The sequence below is a fragment of the Acinetobacter sp. ANC 5378 genome (genome assembly GCF_013004315.1).
GTDB lineage: Bacteria > Pseudomonadota > Gammaproteobacteria > Pseudomonadales > Moraxellaceae > Acinetobacter.
On sequence record NZ_JABERK010000014.1, the window covers coordinates 1 to 16,283 of the forward strand.

At 44.2% G+C, this 16,283-nt stretch carries 14 protein-coding genes and 1 pseudogene; 14 read left to right on the forward strand and 1 reads right to left on the reverse strand.

The window, feature by feature from the left end:
- A pseudogene (locus HLH16_RS05065) lies at positions 1 to 114 on the forward strand (IS982 family transposase); the annotation flags it as partial.
- A gap of 54 nt (positions 115 to 168) precedes the next feature.
- On the opposite strand, the gene HLH16_RS05070 reads toward HLH16_RS05065, so the two are convergent.
- Positions 169 to 525 (reverse strand): hypothetical protein, encoded by a 357-nt coding sequence (locus HLH16_RS05070; protein WP_171528507.1) that lies wholly within the window; start codon positions 523 to 525, stop codon positions 169 to 171.
- A 627-nt stretch (positions 526 to 1,152) separates the two neighbouring features.
- On the opposite strand from HLH16_RS05070, the gene ndhC reads away from it, so the two are divergent.
- The 13 genes from ndhC to nuoN all read left to right on the forward strand — a co-directional run bounded on the left by ndhC (position 1,153) and on the right by nuoN (position 16,214).
- A complete protein-coding gene (gene ndhC / locus HLH16_RS05075) occupies positions 1,153 to 1,701 on the forward strand; it encodes an NADH-quinone oxidoreductase subunit A (RefSeq protein ID WP_131289392.1) in 549 nt (182 codons plus the stop codon).
- A 6-nt stretch (positions 1,702 to 1,707) separates the two neighbouring features.
- The gene (locus HLH16_RS05080) at positions 1,708 to 2,385 is read left to right on the forward strand and encodes a NuoB/complex I 20 kDa subunit family protein (protein ID WP_086199188.1); all 678 of its coding nucleotides are present in this window, start codon (positions 1,708 to 1,710) and stop codon (positions 2,383 to 2,385) included.
- An 88-nt stretch (positions 2,386 to 2,473) separates the two neighbouring features.
- Positions 2,474 to 4,261 (forward strand): NADH-quinone oxidoreductase subunit C/D, encoded by a 1,788-nt coding sequence (nuoC, locus tag HLH16_RS05085; RefSeq protein WP_171528508.1) that lies wholly within the window; start codon positions 2,474 to 2,476, stop codon positions 4,259 to 4,261.
- A gap of 14 nt (positions 4,262 to 4,275) precedes the next feature.
- Entirely contained in the window at positions 4,276 to 4,785 is a 510-nt protein-coding gene (nuoE, locus tag HLH16_RS05090; RefSeq protein ID WP_131289388.1) for an NADH-quinone oxidoreductase subunit NuoE, read from the forward strand.
- A complete protein-coding gene (nuoF, locus tag HLH16_RS05095) occupies positions 4,782 to 6,110 on the forward strand; it encodes an NADH-quinone oxidoreductase subunit NuoF (RefSeq protein ID WP_171528509.1) in 1,329 nt (442 codons plus the stop codon). The genes nuoE and nuoF overlap by 4 nt, the downstream gene beginning before the upstream one ends.
- An 11-nt stretch (positions 6,111 to 6,121) precedes the next feature.
- Entirely contained in the window at positions 6,122 to 8,806 is a 2,685-nt protein-coding gene (gene nuoG, locus HLH16_RS05100) for an NADH-quinone oxidoreductase subunit NuoG (protein WP_171528510.1), read from the forward strand.
- A gap of 3 nt (positions 8,807 to 8,809) precedes the next feature.
- Positions 8,810 to 9,826, forward strand: coding sequence for an NADH-quinone oxidoreductase subunit NuoH (gene nuoH / locus HLH16_RS05105; RefSeq protein ID WP_067726434.1), 1,017 nt, complete (start codon positions 8,810 to 8,812; stop codon positions 9,824 to 9,826).
- An 18-nt stretch (positions 9,827 to 9,844) separates the two neighbouring features.
- Positions 9,845 to 10,387 carry an NADH-quinone oxidoreductase subunit NuoI gene (nuoI, locus tag HLH16_RS05110; RefSeq protein WP_171528511.1) on the forward strand — a complete coding sequence of 181 codons (543 nt, stop codon included), beginning with the start codon at positions 9,845 to 9,847 and terminating at the stop codon, positions 10,385 to 10,387.
- The gene (gene nuoJ / locus HLH16_RS05115; RefSeq protein WP_171528570.1) at positions 10,387 to 10,905 is read left to right on the forward strand and encodes an NADH-quinone oxidoreductase subunit J; all 519 of its coding nucleotides are present in this window, start codon (positions 10,387 to 10,389) and stop codon (positions 10,903 to 10,905) included. Before nuoI ends, nuoJ begins: the two co-directional genes overlap by 1 nt.
- Positions 10,905 to 11,213 (forward strand): NADH-quinone oxidoreductase subunit NuoK, encoded by a 309-nt coding sequence (gene nuoK / locus HLH16_RS05120; RefSeq protein WP_067726428.1) that lies wholly within the window; start codon positions 10,905 to 10,907, stop codon positions 11,211 to 11,213. The genes nuoJ and nuoK overlap by 1 nt, the downstream gene beginning before the upstream one ends.
- The gene (gene nuoL / locus HLH16_RS05125; protein WP_171528512.1) at positions 11,210 to 13,105 is read left to right on the forward strand and encodes an NADH-quinone oxidoreductase subunit L; all 1,896 of its coding nucleotides are present in this window, start codon (positions 11,210 to 11,212) and stop codon (positions 13,103 to 13,105) included. Before nuoK ends, nuoL begins: the two co-directional genes overlap by 4 nt.
- A gap of 7 nt (positions 13,106 to 13,112) precedes the next feature.
- The gene (gene nuoM / locus HLH16_RS05130; RefSeq protein ID WP_171528571.1) at positions 13,113 to 14,717 is read left to right on the forward strand and encodes an NADH-quinone oxidoreductase subunit M; all 1,605 of its coding nucleotides are present in this window, start codon (positions 13,113 to 13,115) and stop codon (positions 14,715 to 14,717) included.
- A gap of 3 nt (positions 14,718 to 14,720) precedes the next feature.
- On the forward strand, positions 14,721 to 16,214 hold the full coding sequence (gene nuoN, locus HLH16_RS05135; RefSeq protein ID WP_171528513.1) for an NADH-quinone oxidoreductase subunit NuoN: 1,494 nt from the start codon (positions 14,721 to 14,723) through the stop codon (positions 16,212 to 16,214).
- Positions 16,215 to 16,283 lie beyond the last annotated feature (69 nt).

Consider the following 16,283-nt stretch of genomic DNA (forward strand, 5'->3'; position numbering starts at 1 on the left):
CATCGGGCTATTTCCGGTTTCCTAGCAGGCATATTTTCTTCTCTATGTGCCTATCAACTCTGTCAGAAGAATAAGCCAAAAATTCATGTCGTTAGAAATTTAGCTTATCCGTAACTAGGGTTAAGTAAGATAATAAAAAAGCACCGGATTCGGTGCTTTTTTTATGGTTTATTCGTGAAGAGTAGCATCGGGTTCAATAATGGATTTGCTTTGTCTCAGGCTTTCTAGAGCCTCAGTATTGAAATCTAGCAGCAAAGAATTATTTTTAGGATCGATGGCGTAATGACTAATCAGCTTTTGATCGCCGTTCAGTGTTTCAACTTTATATTGATCTGCGATATTTAAAATAGCATCCAGATTCGTGGTTGCAGAAGCAAAGTCTTGGCGAAAAAGTTCATAAATATCACGAAGGTCGAAAATGGCATCCTGGGCATCCGGATGTTTTTCAATATACCCTTGCACATGATGTACTAAGAGCTGTGCAAAGAAAAAATACTCAGATTCGTGTTTGTATGCTAAGCCCATGTGTTTGCTCCTTATTCTTTGTTCTACGAATACAGATAGGAATAGCATAAATAGGGGGGGAGATCATCATGAGATGCATTAGAGTTGCAAAAAAACACACAAAATATGTACTACGAAGTCGGGTTTATTGCTTTATATAGATGGGAGTGCTTTAAAAAAATCACACCCTAAAAAAGAGTTCTCATATTTATCATCGCATTGCTAAAAGTGCTGATCTTTATGGGAGAGATAAAACAACAATGATTTGGATTTGAGAGTGGGAGCCAGAAAGACATTGAGCCAAAGTTTGATCGTTTTACGCTGATTGAAGATGTGCTTGAATAAACAGATGACACTATAATTTGGATTTTTCTGGGAAATATAAACCTGGATTTCATAAATTTGAAAAAAATAATCATTTTTCTTTTTTTGATTTAATAAAGCGATTGCTAGATAAACAATAGGGCTTAAGCTTTGAAAAAAAGGCAAAATGATTAAAAAATCATCCTAAAGACTAAGGCTTATAAGCTAGCAAGTGAAATCATAAATCAGGTACAATTGGCGGGATTAATTTTGTGTTTGGTGTATTTGAAGGCCAATACATACATTCTTTGTTAATAAATTAGGCCTGCCAGGAGTTATCCCCGCATGAGTGCCATTACTCCATACGATTGGGCAATTATTGCCTTCGTGATCGGCGTTACATTTCTTTGCGTCTTTATGCTCACAGTTCCTTTACTCCTTGGGGGTAAGTCATGGGGCCGTGCGAAGCAAGAGCAATTTGAGTCAGGTGTGGTAGGTGCTGGTGGAGCACGCATCCGCTTGTCTGCTAAGTTCTACTTGGTGGCGATTTTCTTTGTAGTATTTGACTTAGAAGCACTTTATCTCTACGCATGGGCTACATCGGTTCGTGAGGTAGGTTGGTTCGGGTTTACAACTGTTGTTATTTTTGTGGTCGATTTATTGATTGCTTTGGTTTATGCCATTTCTGTAGGTGCATTAAACTGGGCGCCAACGGACCGCCGCAAATCAGCAGCTATGCAACCGAAAATAGGTTCAGCAAATATGAACCTTGCAGACATTACTCGCTTTAACTCCATCGAAGAGTTGGTCATGGACCCTACAGGTCAAATTCCAGCTCAATCTTCTGGTCGTGTGAAAGCAAAAACACCGGCTACATCATCTATTAAGGAGTAACTCGGGATGAAATATACATTAACCCGTGCGAATCCGGATGCTGATCAATATCCACTTCAGGAGCGTCAGATCGTTACGGATCCGCTTGAAGAAGAAGTGAATAAAAATGTATTCATGACTCGTTTAGAGGACGTGATGCATACAGCTGTAAACTGGGGCCGTAAAAACTCTGTATGGCCTTTTAACTTTGGTACATCATGCTGTTACGTAGAATATGCAACTACCTTAACCGGTGTGCATGATATGTCACGTTTCGGTGCCGAAGTTATTCGTGCTTCACCGCGTCAGGCGGATTTAATGATTGTTGCAGGGACTTGCTTCGTGAAGATGGCACCTGTAATTCAGCGTTTATACGAGCAAATGTTAGAGCCTAAATGGGTGATTTCAATGGGTGCTTGTGCAAACTCTGGCGGCATGTATGACATTTATTCAGTTGTACAAGGTGTGGATAAAATCATTCCTGTCGATGTGTACATCCCAGGTTGCCCACCACGCCCTGAAGCATTGTTGCAAGCATTAATGTTGTTACAAGACCAAATTCAATTAGAGCGCCGTCCACTTTCAGCGGTAATTGGTGATGATCTTCAGCCAGTATATAAGCCAAAGATGCAGCCAGAACGTGACCGTAAGAATGCTGAACGTATTGCAGTGAAAAACTTACGCTCTATGGATGAAATTAAATAATTTTAACGATGAAATATTGATGCACCCGGTCTGGGTGTAATTGTCGTTAAAGTTGACTTGAATTTGTATTAAATAGGAAGCCAAGCTAATGGCTGAAACTGACATTGCTATGCCAGAATCAACTCCAGTTGATTCACGCCCAGCATTTGCAATTGTAGAAGAGCTCAAAACCAAGTTTGGTGAGAACTTCTACGTGCAAGCGACCTTTGAAGATTTTCCAACGGTCTGGGTTGAGCGCGCACGTGTACAAGACGTTTTAATGTTCTTGCGTACAGTGTCACGTCCATACGTGATGTTGTTCGACTTGTCAGCGGTAGATGAGCGTTTACGTACGCACCGCGACGGTTTACCTGCGTCTGACTTCACCGTGTTTTATCACTTGTTATCGCTAGAGCGCAACAGTGATATTCGTATTAAAGTTGCGTTGAATGAGAATGATGTAAATCTTCCAACAGCAACCAACATTTGGCCAAATGCCAACTGGTACGAACGTGAAGCATACGATATGTTCGGCATTAACTTCGAAGGGCATCCAATGCTCCGTCGTATTTTGTTGCCAACCTATTGGGAAGGTCACCCACTTCGTAAAGAATATTCTGCACGTGCGACTGAATATACCCCGTATATGCAGAACCAGGCTAAGCAGGACTTTGAGCAGGAACATCTTCGTTTCGTACCTGAAGACTGGGGTCTAAAACGCGGTAATGCCGACGAAGACTTCATGTTCCTGAACTTGGGTCCGAACCATCCATCTGCTCACGGTGCATTCCGTGTCATCTTGCAGTTAGATGGCGAAGAAGTGAAAGACTGTGTGCCTGACATCGGTTATCACCACCGTGGTGTGGAAAAGATGGCTGAACGTCAAACCTGGCATTCATTCATTCCGTATACCGACCGTGTTGACTACTTGGGTGGTTGTGCGCAAAACATGCCTTACGTTCTTGGCGTAGAGCAAATGGCAGGAATCACTGTTCCTGACCGTGCGCAATGTATCCGTGTCATGATGTCTGAATTGTTCCGTATCAATAACCACTTGTTGTATATCGGTACTGCGATTCAGGATGCCGGCGGTATGACGCCTGTGTTCTACATGTTCGCTGATCGTCAAAAAATCTATGACGCAATTGAAGCGATCACGGGTTACCGTATGCACCCGGCATGGTTCCGTATCGGTGGTACAGCGCACGACCTTCCAAACAACTGGCAAAAACTCATTCGTGAAATTCTCGAATGGATGCCAAGTCGTTTGAAAGAGTACTACACTGCTGCGCTGAAAAACTCTGTGTTTATTGGTCGTACCCGTAATGTTGCGCAATACGATGCAAAATCTGCATTGGCTTGGGGTGTAACAGGTACTGGCCTACGTGCTACGGGTATTGATTTCGACGTTCGTAAATACCGTCCTTATAGCGGTTATGAAAACTACGACTTCGATGTACCTGTAGAGTATGAAGGCGATGCTTATGCGCGTGTTCTTGTTCACTTCCGTGAAATTGAAGAATCGCTCAAAATCATCCAGCAATGTTTAGATAACATGCCTTCTGGTGCGTATAAAGCAGACCATCCACTAGCTGTTCCACCACCAAAAGACAAGACATTACAAGATATTGAAACTTTGATTACGCATTTCTTAAGCGTGTCATGGGGACCTGTAATGCCTGCAGGTGAAGCATCTGTGATGGCAGAAGTGGTGAAAGGTGCATCTAACTACTACTTGACTTCAGACAAGTCGACCATGAGTTACCGTACCCGTATTCGTACACCAACTTTCACCCATTTACAGCAAATGCCTTCTGTGATTAACGGCAGTCTTGTATCTGACTTAATCATTTATTTAGCGACAATTGACGTCGTAATGGCTGACGTGGATCGCTAAGGGGTAAACGCATTATGATGATTTTGACTGATAAAAAGCCACGTGTGAATGTTGAAGGGATTTTAACTTCGGAAGAAATCCACGATATCGAACATCACATTGAACATTATCCATACCCGCGCGCGGCATGTTTGGATGCATTGAAATGCGTTCAACGCCGTAATGGTTGGGTGGATGATGCGCAAATGAATGCGATTGCACAAATGCTCTCTATGAGCGTTGCAGATTTAGAAGGCGTTGCGACGTTCTATAACCGTATCTATCGCCAACCTGTTGGTCGTCATGTAATTTTGTTATGTGACTCGATTGCTTGCTTCCTGATGGGCGCAGAAACTTTGGCTGAAGCATTCCAGCGTGAACTCGGTATTCAGTTTGGTCAAACTACCGCTGATGGTCGTTTTACCTTGCTGCCGATTTGCTGCTTAGGTAACTGTGACAAAGGTCCAACCTTAATGATTGATGAAGACACTCACGGATTGGTTGAAGTGACTTCAGTTAAACAGTTATTGGAGAAGTATCTATGAATACTGAACCAAAACCAATTTACGGTGACGGTAACCCGGAAACTCATCCACTCACTTGGCGTTTAAGCAAACAAGCCAATGTTCGTAATGCTGATGATTACGAAGCGCTTGAAGGTTATGCAGGCTTTAAAAAAGCCATTGCCATGAAACCAGCTGAAGTGCTTGATGTTGTTAAAGCTGCAACTGTAAAAGGTCGTGGTGGAGCAGGTTTCCCGGCAGGGATTAAATGGTCGTTGATGGCGCCAAATGATGGTGGTCCGCGTTACCTGATCTGTAATGCCGATGAAATGGAACCTGGTACCTTTAAAGACCGTTTGTTGATGGAAGATCTTCCACACCAATTGATTGAAGGGATGTTGATTGCTGCTTATACCTTAGAAGCAACTCAAGGTTATATCTTCATCCGTGGTGAATACATCGAAGCTGCGAAGTACTTAAACGAAGCGCTTGAGCAAGTTCGTGCCAAAGGTTACCTGGGTGACAACATCCTTGGAACTGGCTGGAACTTTGATTTACACGTGCATACTGGTGCGGGTCGTTATATTTGCGGTGAAGAAACTGCATTGATTAACTCGCTTGAAGGTCGCCGTGCCAATCCACGTACCAAACCACCATTCCCGCAAGTTGCTGGTGCTTGGGGTCGTCCTACGATTGTCAATAACGTAGAGACCTACAACAACTTACCAGCAATCATGCTACGTGGTCCTGAATGGTATATCGGTTTATCGCAAGGTAAATCAAAAGATCCAGGCACAAAAATTTACGGTGCGTCAGGTAAGGTGAAATTCCCGGGTCTTTGGGAACTGCCATTTGGTACCACTGCGCGTGAAGTGATTGAAGATCATGCTGGTGGTATGCGTGATGGCTTGAAGCTTAAAGCATGGTTACCAGGCGGTGCTTCTACTGACTTCTTGGCTGCTGAGCACATTGATTTACCAATGGATGCAGAAAGCATCATGAAAGCAGGTTCACGTTTAGGGACCTGTTTGCTGATGGTGGTTGATGAAACTCAGTGTATGGTTTCAGCAACACGTAACCTTGAAGAATTCTTTGCGCGTGAATCATGTGGCTTCTGTACGCCTTGCCGTGATGGTTTACCTTGGGCGGTTAAAGCGCTTAAAGCATTGGAAAATGGTACAGGAAAGAAAGAAGATATCGACCACTTACAAGAACTTACTCGTAAGCTTTGGATTGGTAAGACTTTCTGTGCTCACGCTCCAGGTGCAATGGAACCACTTATGGGTGCACTCAAACATTTCCGTGGCGAATTTGAAGCGAAGGTAGTCAATGCCGCCGCTCAAACTAGCAACGTAGAACAAGCTTAAGGAATTCGACTATGGCTACAATTCATGTCGATGGCAAATCGTATGAAGTCAATGGCTCAGAGAACTTGCTGCAAGCATGTTTGTCTTTGGGTATTGATATCCCGTACTTTTGTTGGCATCCATCCTTAGGTTCTGTCGGTTCTTGCCGTCAATGTGCCGTGACTCAGTACGCGAATCCAGAAGATACGCGTGGTCGTTTAGTCATGTCATGTATGACGCCTGCATCTGACAATACCTACATCTCGATTGAAGACAAAGAAGCAAAAGATTTCCGTGCTTCGATTGTTGAATTCTTGATGACCAACCACCCACACGATTGTCCAGTGTGTGAAGAGGGTGGTCACTGTCATTTACAAGATATGACTGTAATGACACAGCACGACCGTCGTCGCTATCGTTTCACCAAACGTACGCATTACAACCAGGAGCTAGGCTCATTCATTTCTCATGAAATGAACCGTTGTATCGCGTGTTACCGTTGTGTGCGTTATTACAAAGACTACGCAGGTGGTACGGACTTCGGCGTGTATGCCAACGCATCACGTGTTTATTTCGGTCGTCCTGAATCAGGCACTTTAGAATCTGAATTCTCGGGTAACTTGACTGAAGTTTGCCCGACGGGTGTATTTACCGATAAAACTCACTCAGAACGCTATAACCGTAAATGGGACATGCAGTATGCGCCAAGCGTATGCCAAGGCTGTTCTTCAGGTTGTAACATCTCTCCGGGTGAGCGTTATGGTGAACTTCGCCGTGTAGAAAACCGCTTTAACGGTGACGTTAACCAATACTTCCTTTGCGATAAAGGTCGTTTCGGTACGGGTTATGTAAACCGTGAAGATCGTCCACGTCAACCGCAATTCCGTTCAGGTGAAAACGTGACTACAGTTTCTGTAGATCAGGCGCTTGATACCGTGATTGAAAGTATCCAAGGCAAAAAAGTATTGGGTATTGGTTCTCCACGTGCATCTCTTGAATCGAACTTCGCGCTTCGCGAACTGGTCGGTCAAGACAACTTCTCTACAGGTGTATCTCAAAAAGAGCAAAACCTGGTTGAACTTGCTGCGTCTATCATGCAAACCGAGGGTGTTTATAACCCGACGATGCGTGAAATCGAAAGCTATGATGCTGTGTTGATTCTGGGTGAAGACTTAACTCAAACTGCACCACGTATGGCGTTGTCTGTTCGCCAGGCTGCGAAAAACAAAGCCAAAGAAATGGCTGCAGAACGTCGTACGCAAGAATGGTTGGCTGAACCGGTACAACGTATTGGTCAAGATGCGAAATCTCCGATTTACATCCTTGCTGCAACTCAAACACGTTTGTCTGATGTTGCGACAGGTGAAGTGGTTGCTTCTCCAAACGATATCGCGCGTTTAGGCTTTGCGGTTGCTGCGGCAGTTGTAGGTGAAAACATCACTGGTTTGGATGACGATGCGAAAGCATTTGCGCAAACTATTGCTGATACCTTAAAAGCGGCGAAAAAACCATTGATCATCTCTGGTACAAGCTTGCAAGATCCTGCAATCATGGAGGCGGCTGCACAAGTTGCACAAAACCTTGGTTCAAATGCGGGTCTTACATTGACTGTTCCTGAAGTGAACTCAATGGGCTTGGCAATCTTCGGTGGTTTAAGCTTGGAACAAGCATTCGCTCAAGATTACGATGCCATCATCGTGGTTGAAAATGACCTATACCGTCGTTTACCTGCAGCTCAAGTTGATGCTGCACTGGCTAAAGCACAAGATGTGATCGTGCTTGATCATGCAGAAACTGCAACTGTTGCGAAAGCATCGATTGTACTTTCAGCGGCAAGCTTCGCGGAAGGTGATGGTACTGTGGTATCTCAGGAAGGCCGTGCACAACGTTTCTACCAAGTGTATGACCCAAGCTACTACAAACCAGAGTATGCGATTAAAGAATCATGGCGCTGGTTACATGCCCTTGAAACTGGCTTACAAGGTAAGGCAATTTCATGGACATTGCTTGATGATGTAATTGAATCGGTTGCGAAAAATGTTCCTGCACTTGAAGCAATTCGTGATGTGGCACCAGATGCCGGCTTCCGTGTTCATGGCTTGAAAATTGCGCGTGAACCACGTCGTTATTCAGGTCGTACTGCAATGCGTGCACCGTTATCTGTACATGAACCAAAACAACCGATCGATATCGATTCTGCATTAACATTCTCTATGGAAGGTTATGTCGGAAATGAAACCCCATCTTCACTCGTGCCATTTGCATGGTCTGCGGGCTGGAACTCTCCACAAGCTTGGAACAAATACCAAGACAACGTGGGTGGTCACTTGAAAGGTGGTGATTCAGGCATTCGTTTATTCGATCGTCTGAAAAAACGTCCTGCACGTACATTTGTTGCACCAACGCCAGTCGTTGTGCATCCAGAAAGCTTCCGTTTAGTGCCGATGCACCACATTTTCGGTTCTGGTGAATTCACGGTAAAAACATCTGCCATGGAATCGCGTATTCCTGAAGCAGTATTTGCAGTGGGTGAACAGGATGCAGCACGCTTAAATGTTCAAGACGGTCAAAAAATTACTGTGAAATCAGGTGAGGCAAGCATTAGCCTGCCAGTTCAAGTGATTGAATATTTACCTACAGGTTATATTGGTTATCCAATTGGTCTTGCACCAACTGTTTCACTTGCAGAGCCTGTATCAGTCGCGGTAGGAGTGTAATTCATGGAACAAGAATTAATACGTCAAACACCGCTTTGGGCTGAGAACTGGCCAATCGCTTATTCAGTGGTTCAAGCGATTGTGATCTTGCTTGTGGTGGTGCTTGTCGCTGCGTTGATGTCATTCATCGAGCGTCGTTTACTTGCATTATGGCAAGACCGTTACGGTCCAAACCGTGTTGGTCCTGGGGGGATGTTCCAAATCGTTGCCGACATGCTGAAAATCATGTTTAAGGAAGATTGGACACCTAAGTTTGCTGACAAACTCACTTTCCGTTTAGCACCAGCAGTTGCCATGGCAACTGCGGTACTTTCGTTCATGGTGATTCCTGTAAGTCCAACACTTGGTGTTGCTGACATGAGTATCGGGCTATTGTTCTTTATGGCAATGGCAGGTATTGCAGTGTACGCAGTGCTTTTTGGTGGTTGGGCTTCAAATAACAAATATGCGTTATTGGGTGGTCTTCGTTCTGCAGCTCAAACCATTTCTTATGAAGTGTTCTTGGGGATCTCGCTGATGGGTGTGGTCGCAATTGCGGGTTCATTCAACATGCGTGAGATTGTTGAAGCACAACGTGATGTCTGGTTTGTTATTCCTCAATTCTTAGGTTTCTTGATCTTTATTGTTGCTGGTGTTGCGGTGACGCATCGTCATCCATTTGACCAACCAGAAGCAGAACAAGAATTGGCGGAAGGTTACCATGTCGAATACGGCGGTATGAAATGGGGTATGTTCTTCGTTGCAGAATATGTCAACGTGGTTCTTATTTCAGCCCTGATCGTAACATTATTCTTCGGTGGTTGGTTAGCGCCATTCAACCTAGAAATTCCATTTATTCCACCAGTATTCTGGTTCATTATCAAAACAGCATTCTTTGTAATGATGTTTGTCTTGGCACGTGGTTCACTCATGCGTCCACGTTATGACCAAGTGATGAACTTTGGTTGGAAGATTTGTTTGCCTTTGGCGTTGGTCAACTTGTTGGTGACTGGTGCTGTGATTCTGATGAATCAGGCCTAGGACAGCAGGGAGTACAAAATGTATAAAATTCTAGCTGGATTCGGGTCAATCGTACGTTCATTGTGGATGGTGTTCAGCCACGTGACACGTAAACGTGACACCATTTTATATCCAGAAGTACCAGGTGAACAAATTGTTCCGCCGCGTTTCCGTGGTCGTATTGTATTGACACGTGACCCAGATGGTGAAGAACGCTGTGTTGCATGTAACTTATGTGCGGTTGCTTGTCCGGTGGGCTGTATTTCATTACAAAAAGCAGAAAAAGAAGATGGTCGTTGGTATCCGGAGTTTTTTCGTATCAACTTCTCTCGTTGCATTTTCTGCGGTATGTGTGAAGAAGCGTGTCCAACGACTGCAATTCAGATGACACCAGATTTCGAATTAGGCGAATATGTTCGTCAAGACTTGGTCTATGAGAAAGAAAACTTGCTCATTTCAGGTCCTGGTAAATATCCTGACTATAACTTCTACCGTGTAACCGGTATGGCAGTGACAGGTAAAGAGAAAGGTCAAGCACAACGCGAAAGCGCACCTGTTGACGTACGGAGCTTATTACCATGATGTGGCCATTTTATTTGATGGCACTTGTGGCCATTGTCTCTACGATTCGTGTTGTGACCAACGCGAATCCTGTACATGCATTGCTTAGCTTGATCGTGTCTCTGCTTGCAGTTGCGGGTATGTTCATGATCGTCGGTGCACCATTCGCTGGTGCGCTGGAAATTATTGTTTATGCCGGCGCGATCATGGTGTTGTTCGTGTTTGTGGTGATGATGCTGAATCTTGGTCAACATACGGTTGATCAGGAACGTAAGTGGCTCACTTCATCTGCATGGGCATATCCTGCAATGGTGAGTTTCCTGATGGGCTTAGTGCTTGTCTGGATGCTCGGTTCAGATTACACCACCGCTGCTCCTGTCATGGGCACAAAAGTGATTGGACCTAAAGCTGTTGGTACAGCGCTCTTTACTCACTACTTACTATTGGTAGAAGTTGCCGCGATGTTATTGCTAGCTGCATTAGTAGCTGCATTCCATTTGGGTAAACGTGAACCAAGTGCAGAAAAGGAAAAAGAATAATGGGCAACATCCCTTTAGAACATGGTTTGATCGTTGCAACCATTCTTTTTGCACTCGGTTTTTACGGTGTAATGGTGCGACGCAACCTATTATTTATGTTAATGAGCCTTGAAGTGATGATGAACGCAGCTGCACTTGCGTTTGTTTTAGCGGGTAGCGCTTGGTTACAACCAGATGGACAAATCATGTTCATCCTGATTTTAACCCTTGCTGCTGCAGAGGCGTGTATTGGTCTTGCGATCGTCCTTCAGTTCTACCATCGCTTCCATCATTTGGATGTGGATGCTGCTAGTGAGATGCGCGGATGAGTTATTTATATTTAACAGTATTATTTCCGCTCATTGGTTTTATCCTTTTAGCGGCGGGGCGTAACAAGCTTCCTGAAAGTGTGGCAGCCCTTATTGGGGTAGGTTCAGTCGGTCTTTCGGCTTTATTTGCACTGATTGCCGGTATGGGCTTTGTCGAGAATGGCTCAGTTGCTCAAGTTCAACATCTTTGGACTTGGTTCAACGTGGGTGGTTTAGCACCGGGCATGAGCTTGCATCTAGATGGTCTATCATTACTGATGATGGGCATGGTGACGGGTGTGGGTTTCTTAATCCACATCTTTGCATCATGGTACATGCATGGTGATGAAGACTTCGCACGTTTCTTCTCATACTTCAACCTGTTCGTAGCGAGTATGTTGCTGCTCGTATTGGGCGATAACCTGGCGTTATTGTTCTTGGGTTGGGAAGGCGTGGGTCTGTGCTCATACTTGCTGATAGGTTACTACTACCAAAAACCTGAAAATGGTTATGCAGCCATCAAGGCATTTACCGTTACTCGTATCGGTGACGTATTCTTGCTGATCGCATTGTTCCTGCTTTACCAACAATTTGGTACTTTGCATATTGGAACAATCGTTGCCAATGCACCTCAAGTATTAGCGGGTGACCATTCACTTGCGATCTGGACATCTTTAATGTTGTTCTTGGGTGCTGCGGGTAAATCTGCTCAAATTCCATTACAAACATGGTTAGCTGATGCAATGGCAGGTCCTACACCTGTTTCTGCATTGATCCATGCTGCAACAATGGTCACTGCAGGTATTTACCTGTGCTGCCGTATGTTCTCTGTGTTTGAAATGACACCTGAAGTGATGATGTTCATCTCGATTACGGGTGCGGTAACATTGATTGTTGCTGGTTTTGCTGCATTGGTTCAAACCGACATCAAACGTATTCTGGCTTACTCAACCATGAGTCAGCTCGGTTATATGTTTATGGCTGTAGGTGCTGAAGCTTATCAAGCAGGCTTATTCCACATGCTTTCACACGCATTCTTCAAGGCATTATTATTCTTGTCGTCTGGTGCGGTGATTCTGGCTTACCATCACGAACAAAACATCTTTAAAATGGGTGGCTTGTTCAAACATAACAAATTCCTGTTTGCCTGCTTCGCGATTGGTGGCGGTGCGTTGGCAGCCATTCCATTCTTAACCATCGGTTTCTTCTCTAAAGATGCGATCCTTGGCGCAGTTTGGGCACAAAGTCACATTGCAAATCTTCCTGTATATAACAGCTTGTACTGGGTCGGTGTTGCTGGTGCGTTCTTAACTTCTATTTATACATTCCGTTTAATCTGGGTTGTATTCTTCGGGAAAGAAAACACACCGTATCACGAAATCAAAGGTGCAACTTATTGGGCTCCGTTGGGTATCTTGGCGGTACTTTCAACTGGTTTGGCTTACTTCCTGAAAGCACCAGTGGAAGCAATTTTAAACTCTGCGAAAATTCCAGCGTTTATTATTCCTGAAGCACTTGAAGCGGGTGCACACGGTGCTGAATATACAGCAGTCGGTATTGCGCTTGCCGGTCTGGTGGTTGGCGTGATCCTGTTTGCCTTTGCTTATAAAGCAGTTAAAGCTTTTGCCGAAACTTCATTCGGTGCGGGTCTTGCCAATATTTGCCGTAATGCACTCGGTTTTGATGCGTTGTATAACATCGTATTTGTAAAACCATATTTGCTGATTGCGAAAATTTTAGGTCGTGATCCAATTGATGGTTTGTGGTTAGTGCTTCCTGCGATTGTTAAAGGTGGTCATAGCTTCACAAGCTCACGTCAAACAGGTTCATTGCGTGAATACGCATCAAGTATGTCACTCGGTGTAGTGGTATTGCTGATGATCTTGATCGTGATTCAGGTAGTGGGGAAATAAGATGGAAATCACAAACAACTGGATTTTACCCGCGCTGATCCTCGTACCGTTCATTGCAGGTTTTATTTGTTGGTTAGTCGACAAGTTCAATGACAAATTGCCACGTTATATTGCCTTAATCGGTATGCTCGTAACACTGGGCTTAACTGTTTCGCTTTGGCAATCGGGTACTTATAATTATGAATTAGGCGCTAAAGTTCCGACTTGGGCGGCTGAATTCATGGTGCCTTGGATTCAAACCCTAGGCATTAACATTCACCTGGCGGTGGATGGTCTTTCACTTCTTATGGTGGGCTTAACTGCATTACTGGGTGTACTTGCAGTTGGATGTTCATGGGGTGAGATTCAAAAGAACGTTGGCTTCTTCCACTTAAACCTTTTATGGTCTTTGGGTGGGGTGATCGGTGTATTCTTAGCGATTGACTTGTTCCTGTTCTTCTTCTTCTGGGAGATGATGCTTGTACCAATCTACTTCCTGATTGCATTATGGGGTCATAAGGGCGCGGACAACAAGTCGCGTGTATATGCAGCGACCAAGTTCTTTATCTATACCCAAGTAGCAGGTTTAATCATGCTGATCGGTATCCTAGGCCTCGTGGTTTACGGTTACATGATGACAGGCATGATCGGATTTGATTACAACTACTTGTTAGGTGTAGCGAATACGCTTGATGCACAATTACCATCAGTGGCTTATGCCTTGATGATTTGTATGTTCATTGGTTTCGCTGTGAAACTTCCAGTGTTCCCATTGCACGGCTGGTTACCAGATGCGCATGCTCAAGCTCCGACAGCAGGTTCTGTCGACTTGGCAGGTATCTTGATTAAGACAGCTGCATACGGTTTGCTTCGTTTCGTTATTCCGTTCTTCCCGGCGGCTTCTGCACAGTTTGCAGACATCGCGATCATCTTCGGTTTAATTGGTGTGTTCTACGGCGCTTGGTGTGCTTTCCAACAAACCGATATGAAACGTTTACTTGCTTACACCTCTATTTCGCACATGGGCTTTGTACTCCTTGCGATCTACGCAGGTAATATCTTAACGTTCCAGGGCTTGATGATCATGATGTTGGCACATGGTATTTCATCTGCTGCATTGTTCATTATGTGTGGTCAAGTGTACGAACGTGTTCATACGCGCGACTTACGTTTAATGGGTGGTATGCGCGGTCAATTCCCGTACCTTGCTTTCTTCCTGATGTTCTTTGTTGCTGCGCTTGTCGGTATTCCAGGTTTAGGTAACTTTATTGGTGAATTCCTGATTTTGATGGGTTCATTCAACAAATTCCCAACCTTCACCATTGTGGCAGCGACCAGCTTGGTATTGGCAGGTCTTTATGGCTTGATCCTGATTCACAAAGCATTGTTTGGTACGCCAAATGAAGAGCAAAAACAACATTATGCAAACCCATTGAAAGACTTAAATGCGCGTGAGATTGTTATTTTGTTAGTTTGTGCTGTTGCTCTACTATGGCTTGGTATCTACCCACAAAGCTTCCTTGATATTTCAAATTCAAGCATGGCGTGGTTAGCAAATAGCTATATCCCAGTTCAAGATGTTGTCGATGCGACTCAACAAGTCGTATCTCAACAAAATGTGGAGATCCAATAAGCCATGAACTTCACAATGTCATTTTCTGAGCTTATGCCATTAGCTCCTGTGATGATCGTGGCTTTAACTGCGATCGTTGTGATGCTTCTTATTGCAATTAAACGTAACCATAATTTAATTGCAACAGCATCTGTAGTGGGCTTAAACTTTGCTTTGGTATATATCCTATTCGCTATGTTTGGTGGGGCATTTGCACCATCGAACGTGATGGGCATGTTTATGGTTGATCCATTTAGCATGCTTTATCAACTGGTGATTATTGTTGCTGCCCTTGCTTGTTGTACCTTGTCGCATGCTTATATTGAAACCTACAAAGATAACCGTGAAGAACTGTATATCTTGATGTTGTGTTCGGTTGCGGGTGCAATGCTCATGGTAGCAAGCTCTCACTATGCATCTTTCTTCATAAGCCTTGAGTTGATGTCGATTCCTGTATACGGTCTGTTGGCATATACACATCAACGCTCACGCTCTTTAGAAGCAGGTATCAAATACCTGGTTCTTTCAGCAACTGCTTCTGCAATGTTGTTGATGGGTATGGCTTATATCTATGCCTATACCGGTTCATTGTCTTTCTATGACAATGTTCAAGCGTTAATGCAAGCGATCCAGCAACCAATGGTGATTTTAGGTTTAGGCCTAATCATCTGTGCCGTTGCATTTAAATTGTCTCTTGCGCCGTTCCACAAATGGACACCAGACGTTTATGCCGGTGCGCCAGCGCCAATCGCAACATTCCTTGCGACTGTGGCGAAAGTTGCAACCATTGGTTTGTTTGTACGTTATTTATTGGCTTCAGGTGCAATCCTGGTTGATTCAATCGTAACAATCATCACGATTATTGCGGTGCTTTCAATCCTGGTGGGTAACTTCCTTGCGGTACGTCAAGTGAACTTGAAACGTATCCTGGGTTACTCTTCAATTGCACACTTTGGTTATTTGTTGATTGGTTTAATCAGCATGACTTACGCAAGCCTTGGCAACGTAACAGTTTATGTGATCACTTATGTGTTAACTACGATTGGTGCGTTCGGTGTGGTCGCGTTAATGTCGAGCCCGTACAACAATGACAGTGAAGCAGAAAGTCTGGCGGATTACCGTGGTTTGTTCTGGCGTCGTCCAATCCTGACAGCAACTTTGACTGTGATGATGTTGTCTCTTGCTGGTATTCCACTGACTGCGGGCTTCATTGGTAAGTTCTTGGTGGTAATGGCTGCGGTAACAACCCAACACTGGTTCCTTGCTGCAATGATCATCGTTGGTTCTGGTATTGGTTTGTACTATTACCTCCGTGTGATGGTCGTGATGTACATGACTCCGCCAGATACACCGCGTATTGATGCTGATAAACATTGGGGTCAAAAAGTGGGTGGTATTATGGTGCTTGCTGCTGCATTAGCTGTATTGGTTATCGGTATTTACCCAGACCCAATCATCAAGTTAGCGCTTCAAGCAGAGATTTTATCTCCACTGCATTTCATGCTTTCTCAACAGTAATCTAAAAAAACGATTAGTTTTAACCAAAAAGCCTCCTAACTTAGGGGGCTTTTTGGTTTATAAGAGATA

Excerpts from the sequence above, each read along its gene's own strand:
- HLH16_RS05070 (WP_171528507.1), bottom strand. The coding sequence starts at position 525 with ATGGGCTTAGCATACAAACACGAATCTGAGTATTTTTTCTTTGCACAG.
- ndhC (WP_131289392.1), top strand. The coding sequence starts at position 1,153 with ATGAGTGCCATTACTCCATACGATTGGGCAATTATTGCCTTCGTGATC.
- HLH16_RS05080 (WP_086199188.1), top strand. The coding sequence starts at position 1,708 with ATGAAATATACATTAACCCGTGCGAATCCGGATGCTGATCAATATCCA.
- nuoC (WP_171528508.1), top strand. The coding sequence starts at position 2,474 with ATGGCTGAAACTGACATTGCTATGCCAGAATCAACTCCAGTTGATTCA.
- nuoE (WP_131289388.1), top strand. The coding sequence starts at position 4,276 with ATGATGATTTTGACTGATAAAAAGCCACGTGTGAATGTTGAAGGGATT.
- nuoF (WP_171528509.1), top strand. The coding sequence starts at position 4,782 with ATGAATACTGAACCAAAACCAATTTACGGTGACGGTAACCCGGAAACT.
- nuoG (WP_171528510.1), top strand. The coding sequence starts at position 6,122 with ATGGCTACAATTCATGTCGATGGCAAATCGTATGAAGTCAATGGCTCA.
- nuoH (WP_067726434.1), top strand. The coding sequence starts at position 8,810 with ATGGAACAAGAATTAATACGTCAAACACCGCTTTGGGCTGAGAACTGG.
- nuoI (WP_171528511.1), top strand. The coding sequence starts at position 9,845 with ATGTATAAAATTCTAGCTGGATTCGGGTCAATCGTACGTTCATTGTGG.
- nuoJ (WP_171528570.1), top strand. The coding sequence starts at position 10,387 with ATGTGGCCATTTTATTTGATGGCACTTGTGGCCATTGTCTCTACGATT.
- nuoK (WP_067726428.1), top strand. The coding sequence starts at position 10,905 with ATGGGCAACATCCCTTTAGAACATGGTTTGATCGTTGCAACCATTCTT.
- nuoL (WP_171528512.1), top strand. The coding sequence starts at position 11,210 with ATGAGTTATTTATATTTAACAGTATTATTTCCGCTCATTGGTTTTATC.
- nuoN (WP_171528513.1), top strand. The coding sequence starts at position 14,721 with ATGAACTTCACAATGTCATTTTCTGAGCTTATGCCATTAGCTCCTGTG.